The sequence below is a fragment of the Prolixibacter sp. DSM 2831 genome, from assembly GCF_056493735.1.
This window is the reverse complement of record NZ_CM151379.1, coordinates 924,472-943,697: the sequence shown is the minus strand read 5'-3', so window position 1 is coordinate 943,697 and position 19,226 is coordinate 924,472. Positions and strand designations below refer to the sequence as shown.

Genomic DNA, 19,226 nt, shown 5'->3' with positions numbered 1-19,226 from the left:
TCATCCAATAAGTATCCTCATCGCGTCATAACAAAGTAGCCCAAAATAACTCCAATGAGAAAGAAGAAAGCCAGGGCAGCCAATGCTGCTCGGAAAGCCAGTTTTCGGGGATAATCTTTTTCGGCAAAGTGCTTCACCAACTCACTGTACGTGATCAGATACGCTATAATGCCGGCGATTACTCCGAAGGACACGCCAAACAGCAGAAAAAATCTGATGAACTGATTCCACATTTTCCAGAGTTTAAGAAGAAATCATCACTCAGGGAGGGGTAGCAACTTCAGAAATAACAAATCTCACAGCTGTTTCGTTCTGACAAAAGCGTATTAAACTTAACGTAAAATTACCGCTAAAAAGAGCAATCCAACCGAAAAGTATCCGCAAATTGCGTCTAGGATAAACTTCTTCTACCACAGATGCGTTTTAATGCGGATTATCTGGATAACGATTCGGGTAGAATGAAGCAACCAGGACGTTAACATTCAAATCATCGTTTTATAGATTCCGGGTAACCGGATTTTACACAAGAGATTGTAAATCGTGACGATACGCGACAAAAAAGCAATATACAGCAGGCTGTCAATCCTCCTGCTCCTATTATTCCTCACCGGAACTATTCAGGCGCAAACCACCGTTGTGAGCGGAACCATTACCGATGCCGGCACCAACGAACCGGTACCGTACGCCAACATCGTGTTTAAAGGCACCACCATAGGCGCCATCTCGGACACCACCGGGCATTACCGGCTTTCGTCCAAACTTTCCCTTTCGGTGATACAGGTATCGGCTGTGGGCTACAAAATGCAGGAGATCAACCTTAAGCCGGGCAGCCAGGTCGTCAACATTCAGCTGGTGAGCGAAACCTACAACATCGATCAGGTAGACGTCAAACCTCCGGAAAACCCAGCACATCCATTGTTGCGAAAAATTATCACCCGGAAGGATATTAACGACCCGAAGAAATTTCCCGATTACCAGTGCAAGGTGTACACCAAGATGGAAATCGACCTGAAGAATGTGAAGAAGCCAAAGAAAGACTCCAAGCTTTGGGATCAGTTTGCCTTTGTATTCGCCCACATCGACACCCTGAAATCGGATGGCAAAACGTACCTGCCGGTGTTTATGACCGAGACCTTTTCGGACTATTATCACCAGCGTGATAACGCCGACCACGAACGAGTGATTGCTACCAAGGCTTCGGGAATGACGACCAGCATGATTACCGAATTCACCGGCAAGATGTACCAGGACTTCGACATTTATGCCAACTACCTGCATGTGTCTGACATCGGGTTGGTATCGCCTCTCAATAATCACGGCTTGCTGTTTTACGAGTATTACCTGCTCGACAGTACCGAGGTACAGGGGCACAAAGTGTATGAAGTATCGTTCAAGCCCAAGCAGATTCAGAGTCCGACCTTTACGGGAAAATTCTGGGTAGCCGATTCGACCTATGCCATTACCAAAGTGGCCTGGAAACTATCGAAAAAAGCGAACATCAACTTCGTGAACACGCTGGATATTGATAAGGATTTCCGCTACAGCGACGGCCGGTGGCTTCCCCGGAAGGATATGATTTTTGCCGATATCAACCTGCAGAAGAATAAGGAGGCCAAAATGATTGGCATCATGGGGCGCAAAACCACTCTGTACGATTCGTTGCAGTTTACCCCACCGCCGCAGGATTTGAAAAAAATGAAACGGGAAATCAGCGTGGCCAGCGATGCACTGGAGAAAGATTCGACTTTCTGGACTGATAACCGCCCCGAGAAACTCAGCAAAAGCGAATCGCAAATCTATTCGATGGTTGACTCCATTAAAAATGTGCCGCTGTTTAAAACCGTTGCCGACTACATTCACATGTTTTACTACGGGTACAAAGATTTGGGTACCGTGGAACTCGGCCCGTACTATTATATGTACAGCTACAACCAGGTGGAAGGCCAGCGCTTCCGGTTAGGGGGACGAACCACCATCGATTTCAGCAAGAACTGGCGTTTCAACGGTTTCGGAGCTTACGGTCTGAAAGATAAAGATTTTAAATACGGCGGCGGCGCTGAATATTTCTTCAAAAAAGATCCAGAGCTTTCGCTGAATGCCCAGTATGAGCACGACTACCAGTTGTTGGGAAAAAGCAGCAACGCGTTTATGGAGGACAACATCATGACCTCGCTGTTGAGCAAAACGCCTACCACGCAGCTAAACATGATGAACCAATTCAATTTCAGGGTAACCAAAGAGTGGCTTGGCGGCTGGAAAAACCAGCTGCAATACAGCTACAACAAGATGTACACGGGGCCGTATGTTCCGTTTATTGCTCCGAACGGAAACACCATTGACCATATCGAATACGGAGAGCTTACGCTGAAAACGCGATATGCGCCGGGCCAGCATTACATGCAGGATGATTTTGAGAAGATTTATCTCGATACGAAAAATCCGATTTTCAACCTGAATCTGACCGTTGGCCGGAAAGAATTAGGCGGCAATTACAACTATTACAAAGCTTATTTCGATATGTACGATAAGCTTCCCATCAGTCCGTTCGGGTACACCACTTACCTTCTGCGTGCCGGGAAAACATGGGGAACCGTACCTTTCCCTTTGCTGAAAATTCATGAAGGAAACGAAACGTACGCGTACGACATTTATGCCTACAACCTTATGAACTACCAGGAGTTTGCCAGCGACCAGTGGGCCAGTTTGTCGCTGGAGCAGCATTTTAACGGATTCTTCCTGAATAAAATTCCGCTGATGCGGAAGTTAAAGTGGCGTACAGTAGCCGGATTAAAAATGCTGGAAGGTCGTCTCAACAGTGACACCCAAAACGAAATGCAGCTACTCCCCGGCATGACCGGTCTGGGTAAAAAACCGTACATGGAAACATCTGTCGGGATTGAGAATATCTTAAAACTCCTGCGCGTGGATGCCGTTTGGCGGTTGAATTACCACAACCCGGATGTGACGAACCTGGGGATATTCTTCTCGCTGCAGTTCTCGTTGTAGAAGGATGGTTTCAGATTCTGTGGTTGGCATAACACATCCCGTCAGGGATACATATTCATCACCTCCAGTGAAACCGGAGGATGGACTCACCCATAAGAAAAACAACTCCGCCAGGAGTTGAATATCTGAGCACATAAATTTCAACGGGTGTCAAATGAAAGCCATTGACTAATCTCTAAAAAATAAAATATTCAACCCAATCCGGGGTTGATTGAAAGAGTGGATCTCCCTACCCCCAATTTGTTGGGGGAGTGAAGAATATCTATCCGGCGTTGCCGGAAAAAGAATATCCTAAGATCTTTCCTCGCTGGTTTCAGTTTAGCGTAATGATTGAAGGATGTCATCCCTCGGAGGGATGACATCCTTTTGTCCCTTTTCAATCCCCGCAATCAACGGAATTCATTCCTCATTCTGTCCCGGTTGCTTCTTCGGTGGTCTCTTCTTCTTTCGTTCTTCGGCCGTTTAATGCTGCGTAAGTTTTACGCAGTTCGTTCATCTTTCCAAACAAAGTGACAACGGCTTCGGCCGGCGCATAATTCACCTGCAGCTCCATAGCCGTGCAAAAATGGTTGTAGCGCTGGATGGCTGCTCGCTTAAAACTGCTGGCCGAAGGTTCTTCACTGGCTTCCTCGCTGTTGCGGGCCTGGTAGAGGGTGTTGAACTCAACATTTGCCGTTTCCAGGCCGGTCAGCATGTCCGCTATGCCAATGGTAGCTGCATCGACTTTGAGGCCTTCATTATCCTTGTATTTCTGCAGCATTTCCGAAAATATCCCCGTTTCGGTGTTCATCGCCCGTTTTTCCACGTTCCAGTAAGGCTTAAAGAATTGCTTCAGATTTTCGGCAGCCGCCTTCTTCACCGCGTCCCTTCCCTTCAGGTCGGTAGTGATATTCCGTTTGATTTCGGCGAACCGGTCGTCACGGTCAGTGTCCAGCTCTGCCAGCGAACGGCTTTTCTGGTTTTGACCCGACTTGTTCATTTGTGCGCCCATCGCCTGGTTATCGCTCTCGAGTTGGGCCAGTACGGCTGCCGGGATGCCACCCAATAGTTCGACAACGGGCCTGGCGTAATCGATGGTTGATTTGTTGAGCGAAAAGAGGTCGTTAATCCTCATGCCGCTAACATGCAACGTTACAAATTCGTGTACTTCCATAAATTTGCGTTTAGATTAGTAATTGATTATAGATGGTTTGAAATAGTTGATATTTCATTCGCTCGAAAATGGCATTTCTTCCGGTGGCAGATGGTTCGCGATACGAACAGGGACGCTTCTGCAGACGGCAGATAGGCGCCGACACGATGCGGGGAGCTTCTGCGAACGGAAGATTGTTCCCGACAACCGGCGAGAGGTTTCTGCGAGCTGCCGATGGTCTTTTCTCCGATGCGGGAATGAGCTGCGAACCGCAGATGGCTGCCGATGCGAATCGGGAAGCTTCTGCGAGTGGCAGATGGGCCCCGACGCAGTGCCGGAAACAAAATCAGATTACTGAATGCCCTGTAATGGCTGACTTTTTAGCGATTTTTATTCTGAAAGGGCCGATTCAGCGTGGATCAGCTTTTCCAAAGTTTTGAACTTTGGAAAAGTTGTCTGTAAATGAACGCTGGTACGGTTCATCTCTCCCACATCTCTTCACAAATGGTCATCCGGCTAAAAAATCTGTCCGTCTGAAAACCGTATACTGAATATAATTTGAAAATTTTTATTCACCCGATTTTTTTGATGAACGCACCCGATTTTTTGATGAATGCACGGATCTGGTATGTGAACGGCCGATTTTGTGTAACGAAGGAAAAACAATGAAACAAAAAACGGGCTATCAGAAATGAACAGCCCGCTGAAACACTGACAAACAATTAAATGAAAATTTGTATCCTATTGACAGACATCCTCAAGTCTCTATTTGATTTATTGTTTGACAACTTCAAACGGAGTATCAGGATGTTGTTGCAAGACCCCATTATACCAAACTTTTGTATTCACGAAATAACCGGGACCCCTTTTCCATTCTGTCTTAATGGTATCAGTGACCTCGTCGTTTAGTTGCAAATAAGCAACGGATATCCCCGTTTTAATACTATCATTTTCACTGATTATTCCTTTTGTATCATCATCCGATGTATAAACAATTAAATGATATGGGGTAAGTGACTTGTATATAGCAAGTCGTCTCGGATCATTCATTTCCGGATCATATACTTCAATTTTTTTACCATCTTCTACAAAATAAAGCTTCATTTTTTCAAAAGGATAATACCCAGGAGTAGATGCATTCAACAAATCATCGTTGTTTGCATCAAGCAGACTAAACTCGACGACTGCCTCGAGCACAACACCATGATTATTGGATTCATCATTTTTGTTACACCCAATCAAGAAGACGGCAAAAAACAAAAAGAAACTGACATTTTTTTTCATAAGAGGAAAGGTTAGAGATTAATATTCTAAAAAGTCTGGTTAGAAATAATTACTGTCCTATAAAGTTAAAACTACACAATAAATATCTACCCCCCCTCATTTTCAGCTTTTTTTTGATGAACGTACGGATCTGGTATGTGAACGGTCGATTCTGTGTGGTGAATGGAAATTATTATGAAATATAAAAACGGGCCATCCGAAGTGGACAGCCCGCTGACAATATATTCACAAGGTGATTATTCCCATTCGATGGTGGCCGGCGGTTTGGAACTGATGTCGTAAACCACGCGGTTAATGCCACGCACTTTGTTAATGATGTCGTTGGAAACTTTGGCGAGAAAATCGTACGGAAGGTGCACCCAGTCGGCCGTCATACCATCAGTAGAAGCTACCGCACGGAGAGCCACCACATTTTCGTACGTCCGTTCATCGCCCATCACACCAACCGATTGCACCGGCAGCAGCATCACGCCAGCCTGCCATACGTCGTCGTACAGTCCCCACTCTTTCATGGTATTGATGAAAATGGCATCGGCTTCCTGCAGGATACGCACTTTCTCAGGAGTAATATCGCTGAGGATTCGAATACCCAATCCCGGTCCCGGGAACGGATGACGTCCCAGCAACGAAGCTTTGATATCGAGCGCCTTTCCTACGCGTCGTACTTCGTCTTTGAAAAGCAACTTCAGCGGCTCGACCACTTTCAGGTGCATCTTCTCGGGTAGTCCGCCCACATTATGGTGTGATTTGATGGTTGCCGAAGGTCCGTTCACGGAAACCGACTCAATAACGTCGGGGTAAATGGTACCCTGAGCCAGCCACTTCACATCCTGTATCTTGTGTGCTTCCACGTCGAACACTTCGATGAAATCGCGGCCAATGATTTTGCGCTTCTGCTCCGGATCGGTTACGCCCTTCAGATCGTTCCAGAACTTTTCCTTCGCATCCACACCAATCACATTCAGGCCCATATCCTTGTAGGATTCCAGCACATCTTCAAATTCATTTTTCCGCAACAACCCGTTGTCCACGAAAATGCAGGTGAGATTCTTCCCGATGGCTTTGTTCAAAAGCACACCGGCCACACTCGAATCGACACCACCGGATAATCCCAGCACCACTTTGTCATTGCCGAGCTGGTCGCGCAACTCCTTCACGGTCGTTTCGATGAACGATGCAGGTGTCCAGTCCTGTTTGCAACCGCAGATATCGACCACATAGTTCTTTAGCAATTCGCGGCCTTCGGTGGTATGATAGACTTCCGGATGGAACTGAATCGCGTACGTGGTTTCGCCTTCGATTTTGTAAGCGGCATTCTCCACATCCGAAGTAGAAGCAATCACCTGATAGTTTTCCGGCATCCGAACAATGGTATCGCCATGCGACATCCAAACCTGCGTATCGAGGTTAATGCCTTTGAACAGTTCGTTGCTCTGGTCGATGTATTTCAGGTTGGCCCGGCCATACTCACGACTGTCCGAAGGAGCGACTTCGCCACCAAAGAAATGCGCCATGTACTGTGCGCCGTAGCAAACGCCGAGAAGCGGCATCTTTCCTTTTATCTCGTCCAAATCGATGCGCGGTGCCTGCTCATCGCGAACAGAGAACGGGCTTCCCGAAAGGATGACACCTTTCACTGACTCATCGATTTCCGGAAAATGGTTAAAGGGATGAATTTCACAATAGACGTTCAGTTCGCGAACACGCCGCCCGATCAGCTGAGTGTACTGGGAACCAAAGTCGAGAATCAGAATTTTCTCCTGCATGGTGTGGAATTAAGAGGGTTGTGAATTTTGCCGCAAAGATATGGATATTTTACTGATGCTGAAAAAGAGGGGGTGCACCCGAAAAAATCTTTGCAATTTCTTCACACGGTCTGCCATTTTGAAATTACTTCAGCCTGAATACCGGCCATTTTCACATCTTCACGAAAGTGTATAAAAAGAAAAAAGGCCTTCCGGCGACAACCGAAAGACCTTTCCTAAAAATCTATGTAAAATAACTCAATTAAAAAGCAGCTCCTACAGCAGCACCAATCGTCACTGCAATAATGACCAACACATACAGGCCAATAATTACGATGGTCATGATACCGAGAAATTTGAAGGTTCGTCGAAGATTCGCAAACGCCTGCGTCAGAATTTCGTCATCGTTTCCGAGCAACGCTTTGCGGGTTTCCGTCGAAAACTTGTACAGGAACCAGCTGGGAATAAAATAAATTCCTCCCATGATTACGTACACGATCGAAAGCGCCATAAAAGGCATGTGCGGCATCGGTGCCGTTCCTCCTCCCATCTCCCGGAAGATGGACATAAACGAACCCATAAACAATCCGGCTACGACAATCAAAGCCGTAACGACAAAGCCAATGATAGCCAGAAACTGTGCCCATTTTGCCGTCTGGCTAATCTGACGAAGAGCATCCTCAGACAAAGTAATGCCCTTGTTTTCTATCAATTCCATAGAAATAATTAATTGAGGTTAAACAATATTGATGTTTATAATTTTCGTATCCAGATATTCCGGTAGCTCACCGGGTTGCCATGATCCTGTAAAATCAGAGAACCATTTCCGTGTGCTTTGTATTGCGGAATGCCAATATATTCGGTCGGCCCAAGCAACTGAACATTGTTCTGCACCAACACGCCGTTTTGCAAAACGGTAAAACGTGCCGGCGTAAATAAGGTTCCATCCTCCTTAAAGCGCGGAGCCGTGTAAATGATATCATAAGTTTGCCACTCGCCCGGCTTTTTGCAAACGTTCACCAACGGCGCATATTGCTTGTAGATGGAACCTGCCTGTCCGTTGCGATAGGTGCGATTGTTATAATTATCGAGCACCTGAAGTTCATAGCGCTCCTGCAGAAAGATGCCCGAGTTCCCACGGCCCTGGCTTTTACCGACAACCTCCGCCGGTGTTCGCCATTCGATGTGCAACTGAACGTCACCAAATTTCTCTTTGGTCTGAATAACGCCGGTTCCACGAACCACCGTCACACAACCATCAGCCACGTTCCATTTCGGAGCGTTACCATCCTGTCCCACCCAATTGGCAGCCAAACTACCGGGCGTTCCGTCAAACAAAACAGTAGCGTCGGAAGGAGCATCGGAAGGTTGGTCGCCCGGAGTTACGACGGTTACTTCCGGGTCCCAGAATTCAGTCATTTCCGGTTTCATTTTCATCGGCTCCTGGGCCATTACCTGCGACACACAGAATATACCCACCGTCAGCGCTATCAGGTTAGTTGTTTTCATGAGTTGATTATTTAGTTTATTAACGAGTTTGCTCTCTCCGCCATACGGAAAGATGCATTTTGATTAGGTTCTTGCGCTTGAAATAGAATTTGTTTAACGTAAAAGTAAAAAAATATCGCGCAAATCGATTGCGAACTAGCTTTCTAAATAAGTGCCTCAACATGTATACTTTTTCGTCCCGGCATGTAATGAAATCCTTTTTCAGGATACTATTAAATAACCAAAAAATCAATCAACTATCAAACCCACAAACCTTTGAACATGCATACAGATCAATCTTCACCGTCCCACCCATCCGGTATTTGGAAACACGGGCTGAGTATTTTGCTCATGTCGGTAACATTTATTGCACTGGAGATTTTATGGACACGCATCTTCTCCGCCGAATTCTTTTACACGTTCGCTTTTCTTATTCTCTCGCTGGCCATCCTCGGCCTGGGACTCGGTGGTTTAAGCATTCGGTTTTTCCGGAAATTAAACAATCCTTCGCTTATCTGGCTTTATCTTACCCTTTCGGGAATACTCGCATTGATTGGCCCCGCACTGGTTTTGCGCCTCGATTTAAATTTCACCCACCTGTTTTCAAGTGGCTGGATGCTGCTCAAATTTATTCTGACCATCGTCATTCTCAGTTCTTCCTTTTTCTGGGGAGGAATGGCGTTAACGCTACTCTTCAAACTTGAAAACAAGAAAATATCAACGCTGTACATGGCCGATCTGATCGGTGCCGGTCTTGGAGTGGTTATCGCAGTTGTGTTAATGAACACCATCCAGACACAGCGAACGACACTGCTGATATGCCTTCCGGTTTTATTGGCCGCACTCATACAAGCTCCCAAATGGTGGCGAACCGTTCCGGCCGTACTCTCGCTGATTGTTCTCTTTCTCCTCCCGCAAGCAGAAACCTTGATTCACAAGGAACGAAAAGAGCGTTTCCCGGTCATTTTCTCGCATTGGGATGCTATGGCGAACATCAAAGTGGCAAAGGCCGGCGACGATTTTTACTACTGCATCATCGACAATGCAGCGCATGCTCCAACCTTTCAGTTCGATGGCGTTGTCGATAAGCCGGATTCTCTAAAACAAGTGTCGGGTTATCCGCTGAAATACCTGATTGGCAGAACCGACTCGTGCACATTCTTGTCGCTGGGTGCTGGCGGCGGCGCCGATGTATTAAATGCGCTGTACGAAGGTGCGACAGAAATTCACGCCGTCGAAGTAGTTCCTTACCTGAACTACATGATGACCGATGGTTTTCTGAAAGATTTTACAGGAAATATGTATCACAACAAACGGGTTAAAGTGGTCACTGAAGATGGGCGCGCGTATGTGAGACAATTCCGGAATAAGTTCGATATTATCTATTCCGGAAGCACCAATACCTTTGCCGCACTGGCTTCCGGTTCGTTTGCCCTGGCCGAGAATTACCTGTTCACCCGCGAAGCTTTCGAAGATTACTACCGCGCCATGAGCGACAGCGGCATCATGCTGCTCGACCATCAGTTTTACATTCCCCGTTTGGTGAACGACGCCATCGACGCGATGAAGAAGCTGAATGTTCCCAATCCGGCCAATCACCTGGCGGTTTACGATTTTCCCGGAAGGGGCAGAATGGTGATGCTGATGAGTAAACAACCGATGGAGAAAGCCACATGGGAAAATGCGCTGTATGATCTCTCGGCTGAGAATTATCCGCAGTTCCGGATTGTTTATCCGAGTCCCGATTCCATCAAAAACAATCTCATCAACCAAATTGTGGAAAACGGCTGGAGGTCCGCCCAGGAAAACAGCGCCACCGACCTGTCGCCATCAAGCGATAACCGTCCGTTTGCGGCGCAAATGGGCATGTGGAAGAATTTCCATGTCTCGGAATTGGAAACTGTCCAACCCTGGGAGTTCAAAGGATTTCCACTGGCGAAGCTACTCATTACCATCATTCTGTTGGTCATCGGCTTGCTCATTATCCCAATTAACCTGATTCCATTCCTGAAAAAGGGCGAAAAACTGAATGTACGCGGTTGGCTTTATTTTTTCCTTATCGGGATAGCGTTTATGACAGTCGAAGTGATTCTAATCCAGAAATACACACTGTTTATCGGCTCCAGCTCTTACGCCTTTATGACCATTCTTTTCTCGTTATTGCTGGCATCGGGAATCGGCAGTTTCTTCTCATCACGATTCGCGTCAACCACCCCATTTCTGGGGATTATTGTCTGGATTGTTTTAGACGTCCTTTTATTCGGATTCCTGACTGATAAACTGGTTCTTCTCCCGATTTCAGGTAGAATAATAGTCACAATGGTGTTAATACTGCCACTAGGGTTTTTCATGGGAATGCCTTTCCCGAAAGGGACATTGCGCGTGGGTTCGTTGGTCGACTGGGGCTTTGCGGTCAATGGCGCCGCATCAGTATTGGGTTCAACAGCCATCATGTTGGTAGCCTTTAATTACGGATACCGGGTGGCTTTGGTAACCGGTGCTTTTGCGTATTTTCTGGCGATGTTGCTGATGCGATCCGAACGGGCTTGGATAAAAGAGTAAATTCATTTTCCCCATAAGAAAAGCGGCCTCCCGTCACTGGAAGGCCGTTTTTATTTTTCTATTCGATTCAATGATTACAAGCCCATGTCGGCCATCACTTTATCGACTTTTTCATTCGCTTCGGCATCCAGTTGATCGAATTGCTCGCGCGACTCCAGTTTTCCTTTTACTTCAATGTAAAACTTAATTTTTGGCTCGGTACCGGAAGGACGAACCGAAACTTTCGAACCATCTTCGGTGAAGAACTGCAGTACGTTCGAGGTCTCTTTCTGGTCGATATCAGTTTCTGAACCATCCAGCATATTTTTCACCTTCAGGGTACTATAATCTTTCACAACAGCCACTTTGGAACCAGCCAGTTCTTTCGGCGGATTTTCACGGAAGTTGACCATCATCTGCTGGATTTCCTCAGCACCGGCTTTTCCTTTGCGCACTACATATTTCATGCGCTCTTTCGAGAAACCATACTCCAGGTAAATATCCTGCAACAGTTCGTAAAGCGATTTGCCGCTGTCTTTTGCCCAGGCAGCCACTTCGGCCATCAAGGCACACGACGAAACCGCATCTTTATCACGAACAAAGTCGGCCGGAAGGAAACCGAAACTTTCTTCTCCTCCACCTATGTATTTCTTCACTCCTTCGTTTTCACGAATGACGTCGGCAATGTATTTGAAACCGGTGTAGCAATCGTAATACTCCACATCGTTACGACGAGCGATTTCGGCCACCAGTTCGGACGTTACAATGGTTTTTACCACGAACTCATTCCCGACAAGGTCTCCCTTTTCTTTCCTTTTGGTGATGATGTAATAAAGGAAGAGCAAAACGGTTTGGTTACCGTTCACGATGAAAAACTCACCCTTATCGTTTTTCACGGCCACTCCAATGCGGTCGGCATCCGGGTCGGTAGCCATCACGATGTCAGCGTCCACTTCAGCCGCTTTCTCCATTGCCAGTTTCATGGCAGCCGGCTCTTCCGGATTAGGTGAAACCACCGTTGGGAAATCGCCGCTCACGACATCCTGCTCCGGAATATGGATTACGTTGGTAAAGCCCATGCGATTAAGTGCCATGGGCACCAGTTTCACACCGGTTCCGTGGATGGGTGTATAAACAATCTTCAAATCTTTCTGCCTTTCCACCGCATCAGGCGAAAGCGAAACAGTCACCACTTTGCTGAGGAATTTCTCATCGATGTCAGCACCCATGATGGTAATGTTCTCTTCGCTTCCGTCGAAACGAATGTCGTCGACTTTCACTTTCTCCACTTCCTTAATGATATTGACGTCATGCGGAGCAACAACCTGCGAACCATCGTTCCAGTACGCTTTGTAGCCGTTGTATTCTTTCGGGTTGTGCGAAGCGGTCAAAATAATTCCGCTCTGGCAACCCAGTTCACGAATAGCAAACGAAAGTTCCGGAGTCGGACGCAAATCTTCGAAGAGATAGACTTTGAAACCGTTCGCCGAGAAAATCTTTGCCGCTGTTTCAGCAAACAGGCGACTGTTATTGCGGCAATCGTGGCCAATCGCCACTTTAATTTGCTCCAAATCCGCGAAAGCGATTTTCAAATAATTACTCAATCCCTGAGTAGCAGCTCCCACCGTATAAATGTTCATTCGGTTCGAACCAGCCCCCATGACACCGCGTAATCCGCCGGTACCAAACTCAAGGTCTTTGTAAAAAGCATCGATTAACTCGGTGGTATCGTCATTTTCGAGCAAGCGCTTTATTTCCGCTTTGGTCTCTTCGTCGTAATTACCGGTCAGCCATTCATTTGCTTTGGCTTTGACCATCTCCAGAACGTCATTTTGCTTCATCCGGATATTATTTAAGTTTTGTTATACACTCCTTCAGGCTCTCCCGCCAATGGGGAATTGACAGGCCGAAGGTTGATTTTATTTTCGTTTTGTTCAGAACAGAATAATGAGGACGCGGTGCTTTGGTCGGGAATTCTTCCGAACCTACCGGGAAGACTTGACAATCGATTCCTCCGTGCAATTCGTGAATTGCCAACGTGAAATCGTACCAGCTAGCCACTCCTTCGTTGGAGAAATGATAAATGCCGCGTTTAAAATCAGCGGGATCATTCATCAACTTATCTGCTATCGCGATGACTGCTTTTGCCAGGTCGCGGGCGTATGTAGGCGTTCCAATCTGATCGAAAACCACATTCAGTTCGTCCCGCTCTTTGCCCAGTTTGATCATCGTTTTCACGAAATTGTTTCCAAACGATGAATACAACCACGAGGTCCGAATCACAATACCTTTGATTCCGGCCAGCAGCAGTTCCCCTTCACCTTCCATCTTTGTCCGACCGTAAACCGAAACCGGGTTCACCGGGTCATTCTCTACGTAAGGTCGGAAATTTTTTCCGTCGAAAACGTAATCGGTTGAAATATGAATGAAACGCGAACCTGACGCGTGACAGGCATACGCCAGATTTCGAACAGCATCGCGGTTAATGAGACCCGCTTTCTCCGGTTCGTCCTCTGCTTTATCAACAGCAGTGTAGGCCGCACAGTTTACCACCAGCCCCGGATTTTCTTTGGAAAAATATTCTGCTAAAGCATCCGGATTGGTAATATCCAGTTCATCTACATCAGTAAACAGAAACTGATGTTGCGGCGTTTCCTTATCCAACTCCTTGAACTCACTTCCCAACTGACCGGAGGCCCCTGTTATAAGAATCTTCATAACGATAATTACTTCTTTTCCGACAGAAAACCGTCACAGCGAAACGTTTTACAATCCGCTCTGCACAAATCTTTCGGAACGATTGGCTATTATATTTCAGATTTGATTTTCAGCAAAGATAAAATTCATTTCTGCATCGTGGAAACGCGGACTTTTTTTGTCTTTATCCGAAACGATAAACTCCTCAGGAGGGATTTTCCAGTCAATTTGGAGCTCCGGATCGTCCAGTGCAATTCCTCTTTCCGACTCGGGGTGATAAAGCTCGTTGCATTTATAGGCCAGCACCGCAGTTTCGCTCAACACCGAAAATCCGTGAGCAAATCCTTCCGGGATATACAACTGTTTTTTGTTTTCAGCGGAAAGCTCTACACCAAACCATTTTCCGAAAGTAGGCGACCCTTTCCGGATATCCACCGCCACATCGAAAACGGTTCCCTCGAGCACGCGAACCAGTTTCGCTTGTGCATGCGGCATCAACTGATAATGCAACCCACGAACCACGCCCCGTACCGAACGCGATTCATTATCCTGAACAAAAACCGTATCGATTCCCGCCTCTTTATACTTCTGCTCATTGTAACTTTCGTAGAAATAACCACGCTCGTCGCGGAAAATTCTCGGGTGAACAATCAGCACTCCCGGCAGATCAGTCTTTTCTATCTCCATATTCGTCTAAAAAGTTGCTTTCTTTTGATTAGCTAACTGTATTAAGTACTGACCATATTGATTTTTCTTCAATGGTTCAGCCAGCGCGAGCAATTGCTCCCGGCCAATCCAGCCTTTGTTATAGGCAATCTCTTCAAGGCAGGCCACTTTCAATCCCTGGCGGTGCTCGATGGTAGCAATGAAATTCGACGCCTCAATCAAACTCTCGTGGGTTCCGGTATCGAGCCAGGCCATGCCGCGCCCCAACAACTTGACGCGCAATTTACCCTCGTCGAGATAGAGACGGTTCAGATCGGTAATTTCCAACTCACCCCGCGCCGATGGTTTCAATGTTTTTGCTTTTTTCACCACATCATTCGGATAGAAATACAAGCCGGTTACCGCATAATTCGATTTGGGTTCTGCCGGTTTTTCCTCCAGACTGAGAACTTTGCCATTCTCGGCAAATTCCACCACGCCGTACCTTTCCGGATCGTTCACGTAATAACCAAAAACGACGGCTCCGGCCCGATATGCTGCAGCATCTTCCAGCATTTGACTAAAACCGTAACCGTGAAAAATATTGTCACCCAGAATCAGGCAAACATCATCGTTCCCGATAAATTCCTCACCAATTATAAAGGCCTGCGCCAGTCCATCGGGCGATGGCTGTTCGGCATACGAAATCTGCAAACCCAACTGACTACCGTCTTCCAACAGGTTCTGGAAATAATTTTTGTCGGACGGAGTAGTAATGATCAGCACCTCCCGGATGCCCGCCAGCATCAGCACCGATAACGGATAATACACCATCGGCTTGTCGTAGATGGGCAACAACTGTTTCGAAATACTTTTCGTAATTGGATACAGACGTGTGCCAGAACCGCCTGCGAGGATAATTCCCTTCATATACCTTCTAATTTTTGGTCAAAAAAAATTCGCCGGCTTTTTTCGGCGAGAACTAAATGCCGTCGTTTACTTCACAAACAATGGTTTCATCAGGCTAAAGGTACAAGTATTTGAAAAAGTTCACAGGAAGAGTATTCTGAAACATGTCATTTCAGTATAAATAATCAAAGCTTCAATTCTCCACGTTGAAGCATATTATCAAAATAAGCTACCGTTTTCTCCAATCCTTCCCTGAGCTGAACTTTTGGTTCCCAGCCATTCAGTTTCTCTTTCGCCAAAGAAATATCGGGTTGACGTTGCTCGGGATCATCCTGCGGGGTGGGAAGATGAACAATTTTGGAAGATGAGCCGGTAATATCCAAAACTTCGTTCGCCAGTTCCAGCATCGAAAACTCGTTGGGATTCCCAACATTCACCGGGCCCATGAAATCATCAGGTGTATTCATCATCCGAATCATTGCTTCAATCAGGTCGTCTACATACTGGAAACTCCTTGTTTGAAGTCCATCGCCGTAAACGGTTATATCTTTTCCTGTCAACGCCTGAACGACAAAATTGGAGACTACCCGCCCGTCGAGCGGATTCATATGCGGGCCATAAGTATTGAAAATACGGATGATTTTGATGCGAACATCATTTTGCAAGTTGTAGTTCATCATCAACGACTCGGCACAACGCTTTCCCTCGTCGTAACATGAGCGCGGTCCGATGGGATTGACATGCCCCCAGTAATCTTCTGTTTGCGGATGAATTTGTGGATCGCCATACACTTCGCTCGTGGAAGCCTGCAGAATTTTCGCTTTAATGCGTTTGGCCAAGCCACACATATTGATCGCCCCCATCACCGAAGTTTTGATGGTTTTAATGGGATTGACCTGGTAATGAATCGGCGAAGCCGGACAAGCCAGGTTGTAAATCTCATCCACCTCGATAAAATAAGGCATCGTCACATCGTGGCGAACCAGTTCGAAGTAAGGATTATCGAGCAAGGGAAGTACATTTCGTTTTGAGCCGGTGAAGTAGTTATCGAGACAAATCACCTCGTTGCCTTCATCGAGCAGCCTGCTGCACAAGTGCGAACCGAGAAATCCGGCTCCTCCGGTTACCAGAATTTTTTTCACAAAACCAACTGTTTTAGTAAACCATCGCGACTACCACCTTGTTGCATGCAATAAAGGGATTTACCCAAGGCAGTCGCGGAGTAGCAAAGTTACAAAATAAAGATACATTACGTAAAGCGACGCATGACCAGGACACGAAAGGAAGACTACCGCACGACAATCTCTTAAATATCTCTGCAAACCTCCGACTTTCAGCAAAAAAGAAACCCAAAGATTTGATTTGTTGGGTTTATGTTCTAATTTTGCGGCGCATTCAAAATAATGTCTAATTTATAAAAAGTTACAAGCTTAACATTACATGAGCGAAAACAAAGAAAATCTCGAACAAACAGAAGCAGTAAACCAAGCTGCTGAAGAAGCTAAAGCCGAGAAGGTGGAAGCAAAAAAAGTTACCTCGAAAGAGGCTGACGAAGATTTTGACTGGGATGCCTTTGAAGGTACTTCCCTGGAAGCCACTGGCGAGAAAAAAGATGAAATGACCGCTCTGTACAACGATACTCTTTCTGTATTGCAAGAAAAAGAAGTTGTTGACGGAAAAGTAATTTCACTGAACAAACGTGAAGTCGTTGTTGACATCGGCTACAAATCGGATGGTATCGTTTCACTGAACGAATTCCGCTACAACCCTGACCTGAAAGTGGGCGACACTGTAGAGGTATATGTTGAAAGCCTCGAAGATCAAAAAGGTCAGTTAGTCCTCTCTCACAAAAAAGCCCGCGCACTGCGCAGCTGGGATCGCGTAAATGCCGCATTGGAAAAAGACGAAGTAATCACCGGTTACATCAAGTGCCGCACCAAAGGTGGTATGATTGTCGACGTATTCGGTATCGAAGCCTTCCTTCCTGGTTCGCAAATCGACGTGAAGCCCATCCGTGACTACGACATTTATGTTGGAAAAACCATGGAATTCAAAGTGGTTAAAATCAACCAGGAATTCCGTAACGTGGTTGTTTCACACAAAGCACTTATCGAAGCTGAACTCGAGCAGCAGAAGAAAGAAATTATCTCGAAACTCGAAAAAGGTCAGGTTCTCGAAGGAACTGTCAAAAACATTACCTCTTACGGTGTATTCATCGACCTGGGTGGCGTAGACGGTTTGATTCACATTACCGACCTGAGTTGGGGCCGTGTTTCGCATCCGAGCGAAATCGTACAGCTCGATCAGAAAATCAACGTGGTTATTCTCGACTTCGATGATGACAAGAAACGTATTGCACTTGGTCTGAAACAGCTGACTCCACATCCGTGGGATAACCTGAGCGCCGAGCTGAAAGTGGGCGACATCGTAAAAGGTAAAGTAGTTGTTCTGGCTGATTACGGAGCATTTGTTGAAATCGCTGCCGGCGTTGAAGGTCTGATTCACGTATCAGAAATGAGCTGGTCACAGCACCTGCGTTCTGCTCAGGACTTCCTGAAAGTAGGTGACGAAGTAGAAGCCATGATTTTGACTCTTGACCGTGAAGATCGCAAAATGTCTCTCGGTATCAAGCAGCTGAAACCGGATCCATGGGAGAAAATCGACGAGAAATATTCCGTTGGTTCGAAACACACCGCACGCGTTCGCAACTTCACCAATTTCGGTGTATTTGTTGAAATCGAAGAAGGTGTTGACGGCCTGATCCATATCAGCGACCTGAGCTGGACCAAGAAAATCAAACATCCGTCAGAATTCACTTCTATCGGTGCTGACATCGAAGTAGTCGTTCTCGACATCGACAAAGACAATCGTCGTTTGAGCCTTGGTCACAAGCAACTGGAAGAAAACCCATGGGATGTATTCGAAACCATCTTTACGGTTGATTCTATCCACGAAGGTACCGTTATCGACATCTTCGATAAAGGAGCGGTAATTTCACTGCCTTACGGTGTTGAAGGTTTCGCTACTCCTCGTCACCTGGTTAAAGAAGACGGTTCGCAGGTGAAACTCGACGAAAAACTGGAATTCAAAGTAATCGAGTTCTCCAAATCAGCTAAGCGCATCATCCTGTCTCACTCACGTGTATACGAAGATGTGAAGAAAGCTGAAGACAATGCCAAGAAGAGAACTGCTACCAAGCAGACTCAAAAAGGTATGAAAACCGTTAAGGATAACCTGGAGAAAACCACTCTTGGTGATATCAGCGATTTGGCTGCTCTGAAATCCAAGATGGAGAAAGACGAAAAAAAAGACAATGAATAAGAAATTGTAATTCATCATAATTTCTTATCTTGCATCTATGAACTTTGGTACGCAGAATAAAGAAGGCTACGCCGTCATTCAGGTGCACAACGAAAGGCTCGATAGTCTTATCGCACCCGATTTGAAATCTGAACTGGTATTGGCAACGGAAAATGGACAAAAGAACATCGTCCTCGATATCAGTGAGTGTACATATTGTGACTCTTCGGGTCTGAGCGCCCTGTTAGTAGGCAATCGGCTTTGTGAGAATGTTTCGGGACAATTCGTCTTGTGCGGATTGACACCGATGGTTGACAAGCTGATAAAACTGGCAATGCTCGACACGGTTTTGACCATCACAACCGATGAAAAGGAAGCCAGTAAACTGCTCAATAAAGATGCATAAGTCTTTTCAGATATAAAGAAAAAGCCCGGTTTGAACAAGCCGGGCTTTCTTTTTATATTTGGTCAAAACCAAT

At 46.2% G+C, this 19,226-nt stretch carries 16 protein-coding genes; 5 read left to right on the top strand and 11 right to left on the bottom strand.

Going from position 1 to position 19,226, the window contains the following annotated elements:
* Positions 1-17 precede the first annotated feature (17 nt).
* Positions 18-233: a hypothetical protein gene (locus AC060N_RS03685; protein ID WP_479525936.1), complete on the bottom strand. Its 216-nt coding sequence runs from the start codon at positions 231-233 to the stop codon at positions 18-20.
* Positions 234-540: 307 nt separating this feature from the next.
* On the opposite strand from AC060N_RS03685, the gene AC060N_RS03680 reads away from it, so the two are divergent.
* The gene (locus AC060N_RS03680) at positions 541-3,006 is read left to right on the top strand and encodes a DUF5686 and carboxypeptidase-like regulatory domain-containing protein (protein ID WP_479525935.1); all 2,466 of its coding nucleotides are present in this window, start codon (positions 541-543) and stop codon (positions 3,004-3,006) included.
* A 406-nt stretch (positions 3,007-3,412) separates the two neighbouring features.
* On the opposite strand, the gene AC060N_RS03675 is transcribed toward AC060N_RS03680, so the two are convergent.
* Positions 3,413-4,159: a DUF6261 family protein gene (locus AC060N_RS03675; RefSeq protein WP_479525934.1), complete on the bottom strand. Its 747-nt coding sequence runs from the start codon at positions 4,157-4,159 to the stop codon at positions 3,413-3,415.
* Between the two features lie 68 nt (positions 4,160-4,227).
* Here AC060N_RS03675 and AC060N_RS03670 point away from each other — a divergent pair, with 68 nt between their 5' ends.
* Positions 4,228-4,578, top strand: coding sequence for a hypothetical protein (locus tag AC060N_RS03670; protein WP_479525933.1), 351 nt, complete (start codon positions 4,228-4,230; stop codon positions 4,576-4,578).
* Between the two features lie 334 nt (positions 4,579-4,912).
* Here AC060N_RS03670 and AC060N_RS03665 read toward each other — a convergent pair whose 3' ends face one another.
* The 4 genes from AC060N_RS03665 to AC060N_RS03650 form a co-directional block, all read right to left on the bottom strand.
* Entirely contained in the window at positions 4,913-5,422 is a 510-nt protein-coding gene (locus AC060N_RS03665; RefSeq protein ID WP_479525932.1) for a hypothetical protein, read from the bottom strand.
* A 236-nt stretch (positions 5,423-5,658) separates the two neighbouring features.
* The gene (gene guaA / locus AC060N_RS03660) at positions 5,659-7,188 is read right to left on the bottom strand and encodes a glutamine-hydrolyzing GMP synthase (RefSeq protein ID WP_479525931.1); all 1,530 of its coding nucleotides are present in this window, start codon (positions 7,186-7,188) and stop codon (positions 5,659-5,661) included.
* 241 nt (positions 7,189-7,429) lie between these two features.
* Positions 7,430-7,885 (bottom strand): DUF5362 family protein, encoded by a 456-nt coding sequence (locus AC060N_RS03655; RefSeq protein ID WP_479525930.1) that lies wholly within the window; start codon positions 7,883-7,885, stop codon positions 7,430-7,432.
* Positions 7,886-7,920: 35 nt separating this feature from the next.
* Complete coding sequence (locus AC060N_RS03650; protein WP_479525929.1) at positions 7,921-8,676, bottom strand: 3-keto-disaccharide hydrolase; 756 nt, start codon at positions 8,674-8,676, stop codon at positions 7,921-7,923.
* 261 nt (positions 8,677-8,937) lie between these two features.
* Between AC060N_RS03650 and AC060N_RS03645 the strand changes: the two genes are divergently transcribed.
* Positions 8,938-11,217, top strand: coding sequence for a spermine/spermidine synthase domain-containing protein (locus AC060N_RS03645; protein WP_479525928.1), 2,280 nt, complete (start codon positions 8,938-8,940; stop codon positions 11,215-11,217).
* Positions 11,218-11,291: 74 nt separating this feature from the next.
* On the opposite strand, the gene AC060N_RS03640 is transcribed toward AC060N_RS03645, so the two are convergent.
* From AC060N_RS03640 to AC060N_RS03620, 5 genes are all read right to left on the bottom strand, one after another.
* A complete protein-coding gene (locus AC060N_RS03640; RefSeq protein ID WP_479525927.1) occupies positions 11,292-13,037 on the bottom strand; it encodes a phospho-sugar mutase in 1,746 nt (581 codons plus the stop codon).
* A 7-nt stretch (positions 13,038-13,044) separates the two neighbouring features.
* Positions 13,045-13,914, bottom strand: coding sequence for a dTDP-4-dehydrorhamnose reductase (gene rfbD / locus AC060N_RS03635; RefSeq protein ID WP_106543044.1), 870 nt, complete (start codon positions 13,912-13,914; stop codon positions 13,045-13,047).
* Positions 13,915-14,010: 96 nt separating this feature from the next.
* Positions 14,011-14,580, bottom strand: coding sequence for a dTDP-4-dehydrorhamnose 3,5-epimerase (gene rfbC / locus AC060N_RS03630; protein ID WP_479525926.1), 570 nt, complete (start codon positions 14,578-14,580; stop codon positions 14,011-14,013).
* 6 nt (positions 14,581-14,586) lie between these two features.
* On the bottom strand, positions 14,587-15,468 hold the full coding sequence (gene rfbA, locus AC060N_RS03625) for a glucose-1-phosphate thymidylyltransferase RfbA (protein WP_463238054.1): 882 nt from the start codon (positions 15,466-15,468) through the stop codon (positions 14,587-14,589).
* A gap of 164 nt (positions 15,469-15,632) precedes the next feature.
* The gene (locus AC060N_RS03620; RefSeq protein ID WP_479525925.1) at positions 15,633-16,589 is read right to left on the bottom strand and encodes a UDP-glucuronic acid decarboxylase family protein; all 957 of its coding nucleotides are present in this window, start codon (positions 16,587-16,589) and stop codon (positions 15,633-15,635) included.
* 298 nt (positions 16,590-16,887) lie between these two features.
* Here AC060N_RS03620 and rpsA point away from each other — a divergent pair, with 298 nt between their 5' ends.
* Both rpsA and AC060N_RS03610 read left to right on the top strand, forming a co-directional pair.
* Positions 16,888-18,768, top strand: coding sequence for a 30S ribosomal protein S1 (rpsA, locus tag AC060N_RS03615; protein WP_106543040.1), 1,881 nt, complete (start codon positions 16,888-16,890; stop codon positions 18,766-18,768).
* Between the two features lie 37 nt (positions 18,769-18,805).
* Positions 18,806-19,153: an STAS domain-containing protein gene (locus AC060N_RS03610; RefSeq protein ID WP_106543039.1), complete on the top strand. Its 348-nt coding sequence runs from the start codon at positions 18,806-18,808 to the stop codon at positions 19,151-19,153.
* Positions 19,154-19,226: the final 73 nt, after the last annotated feature.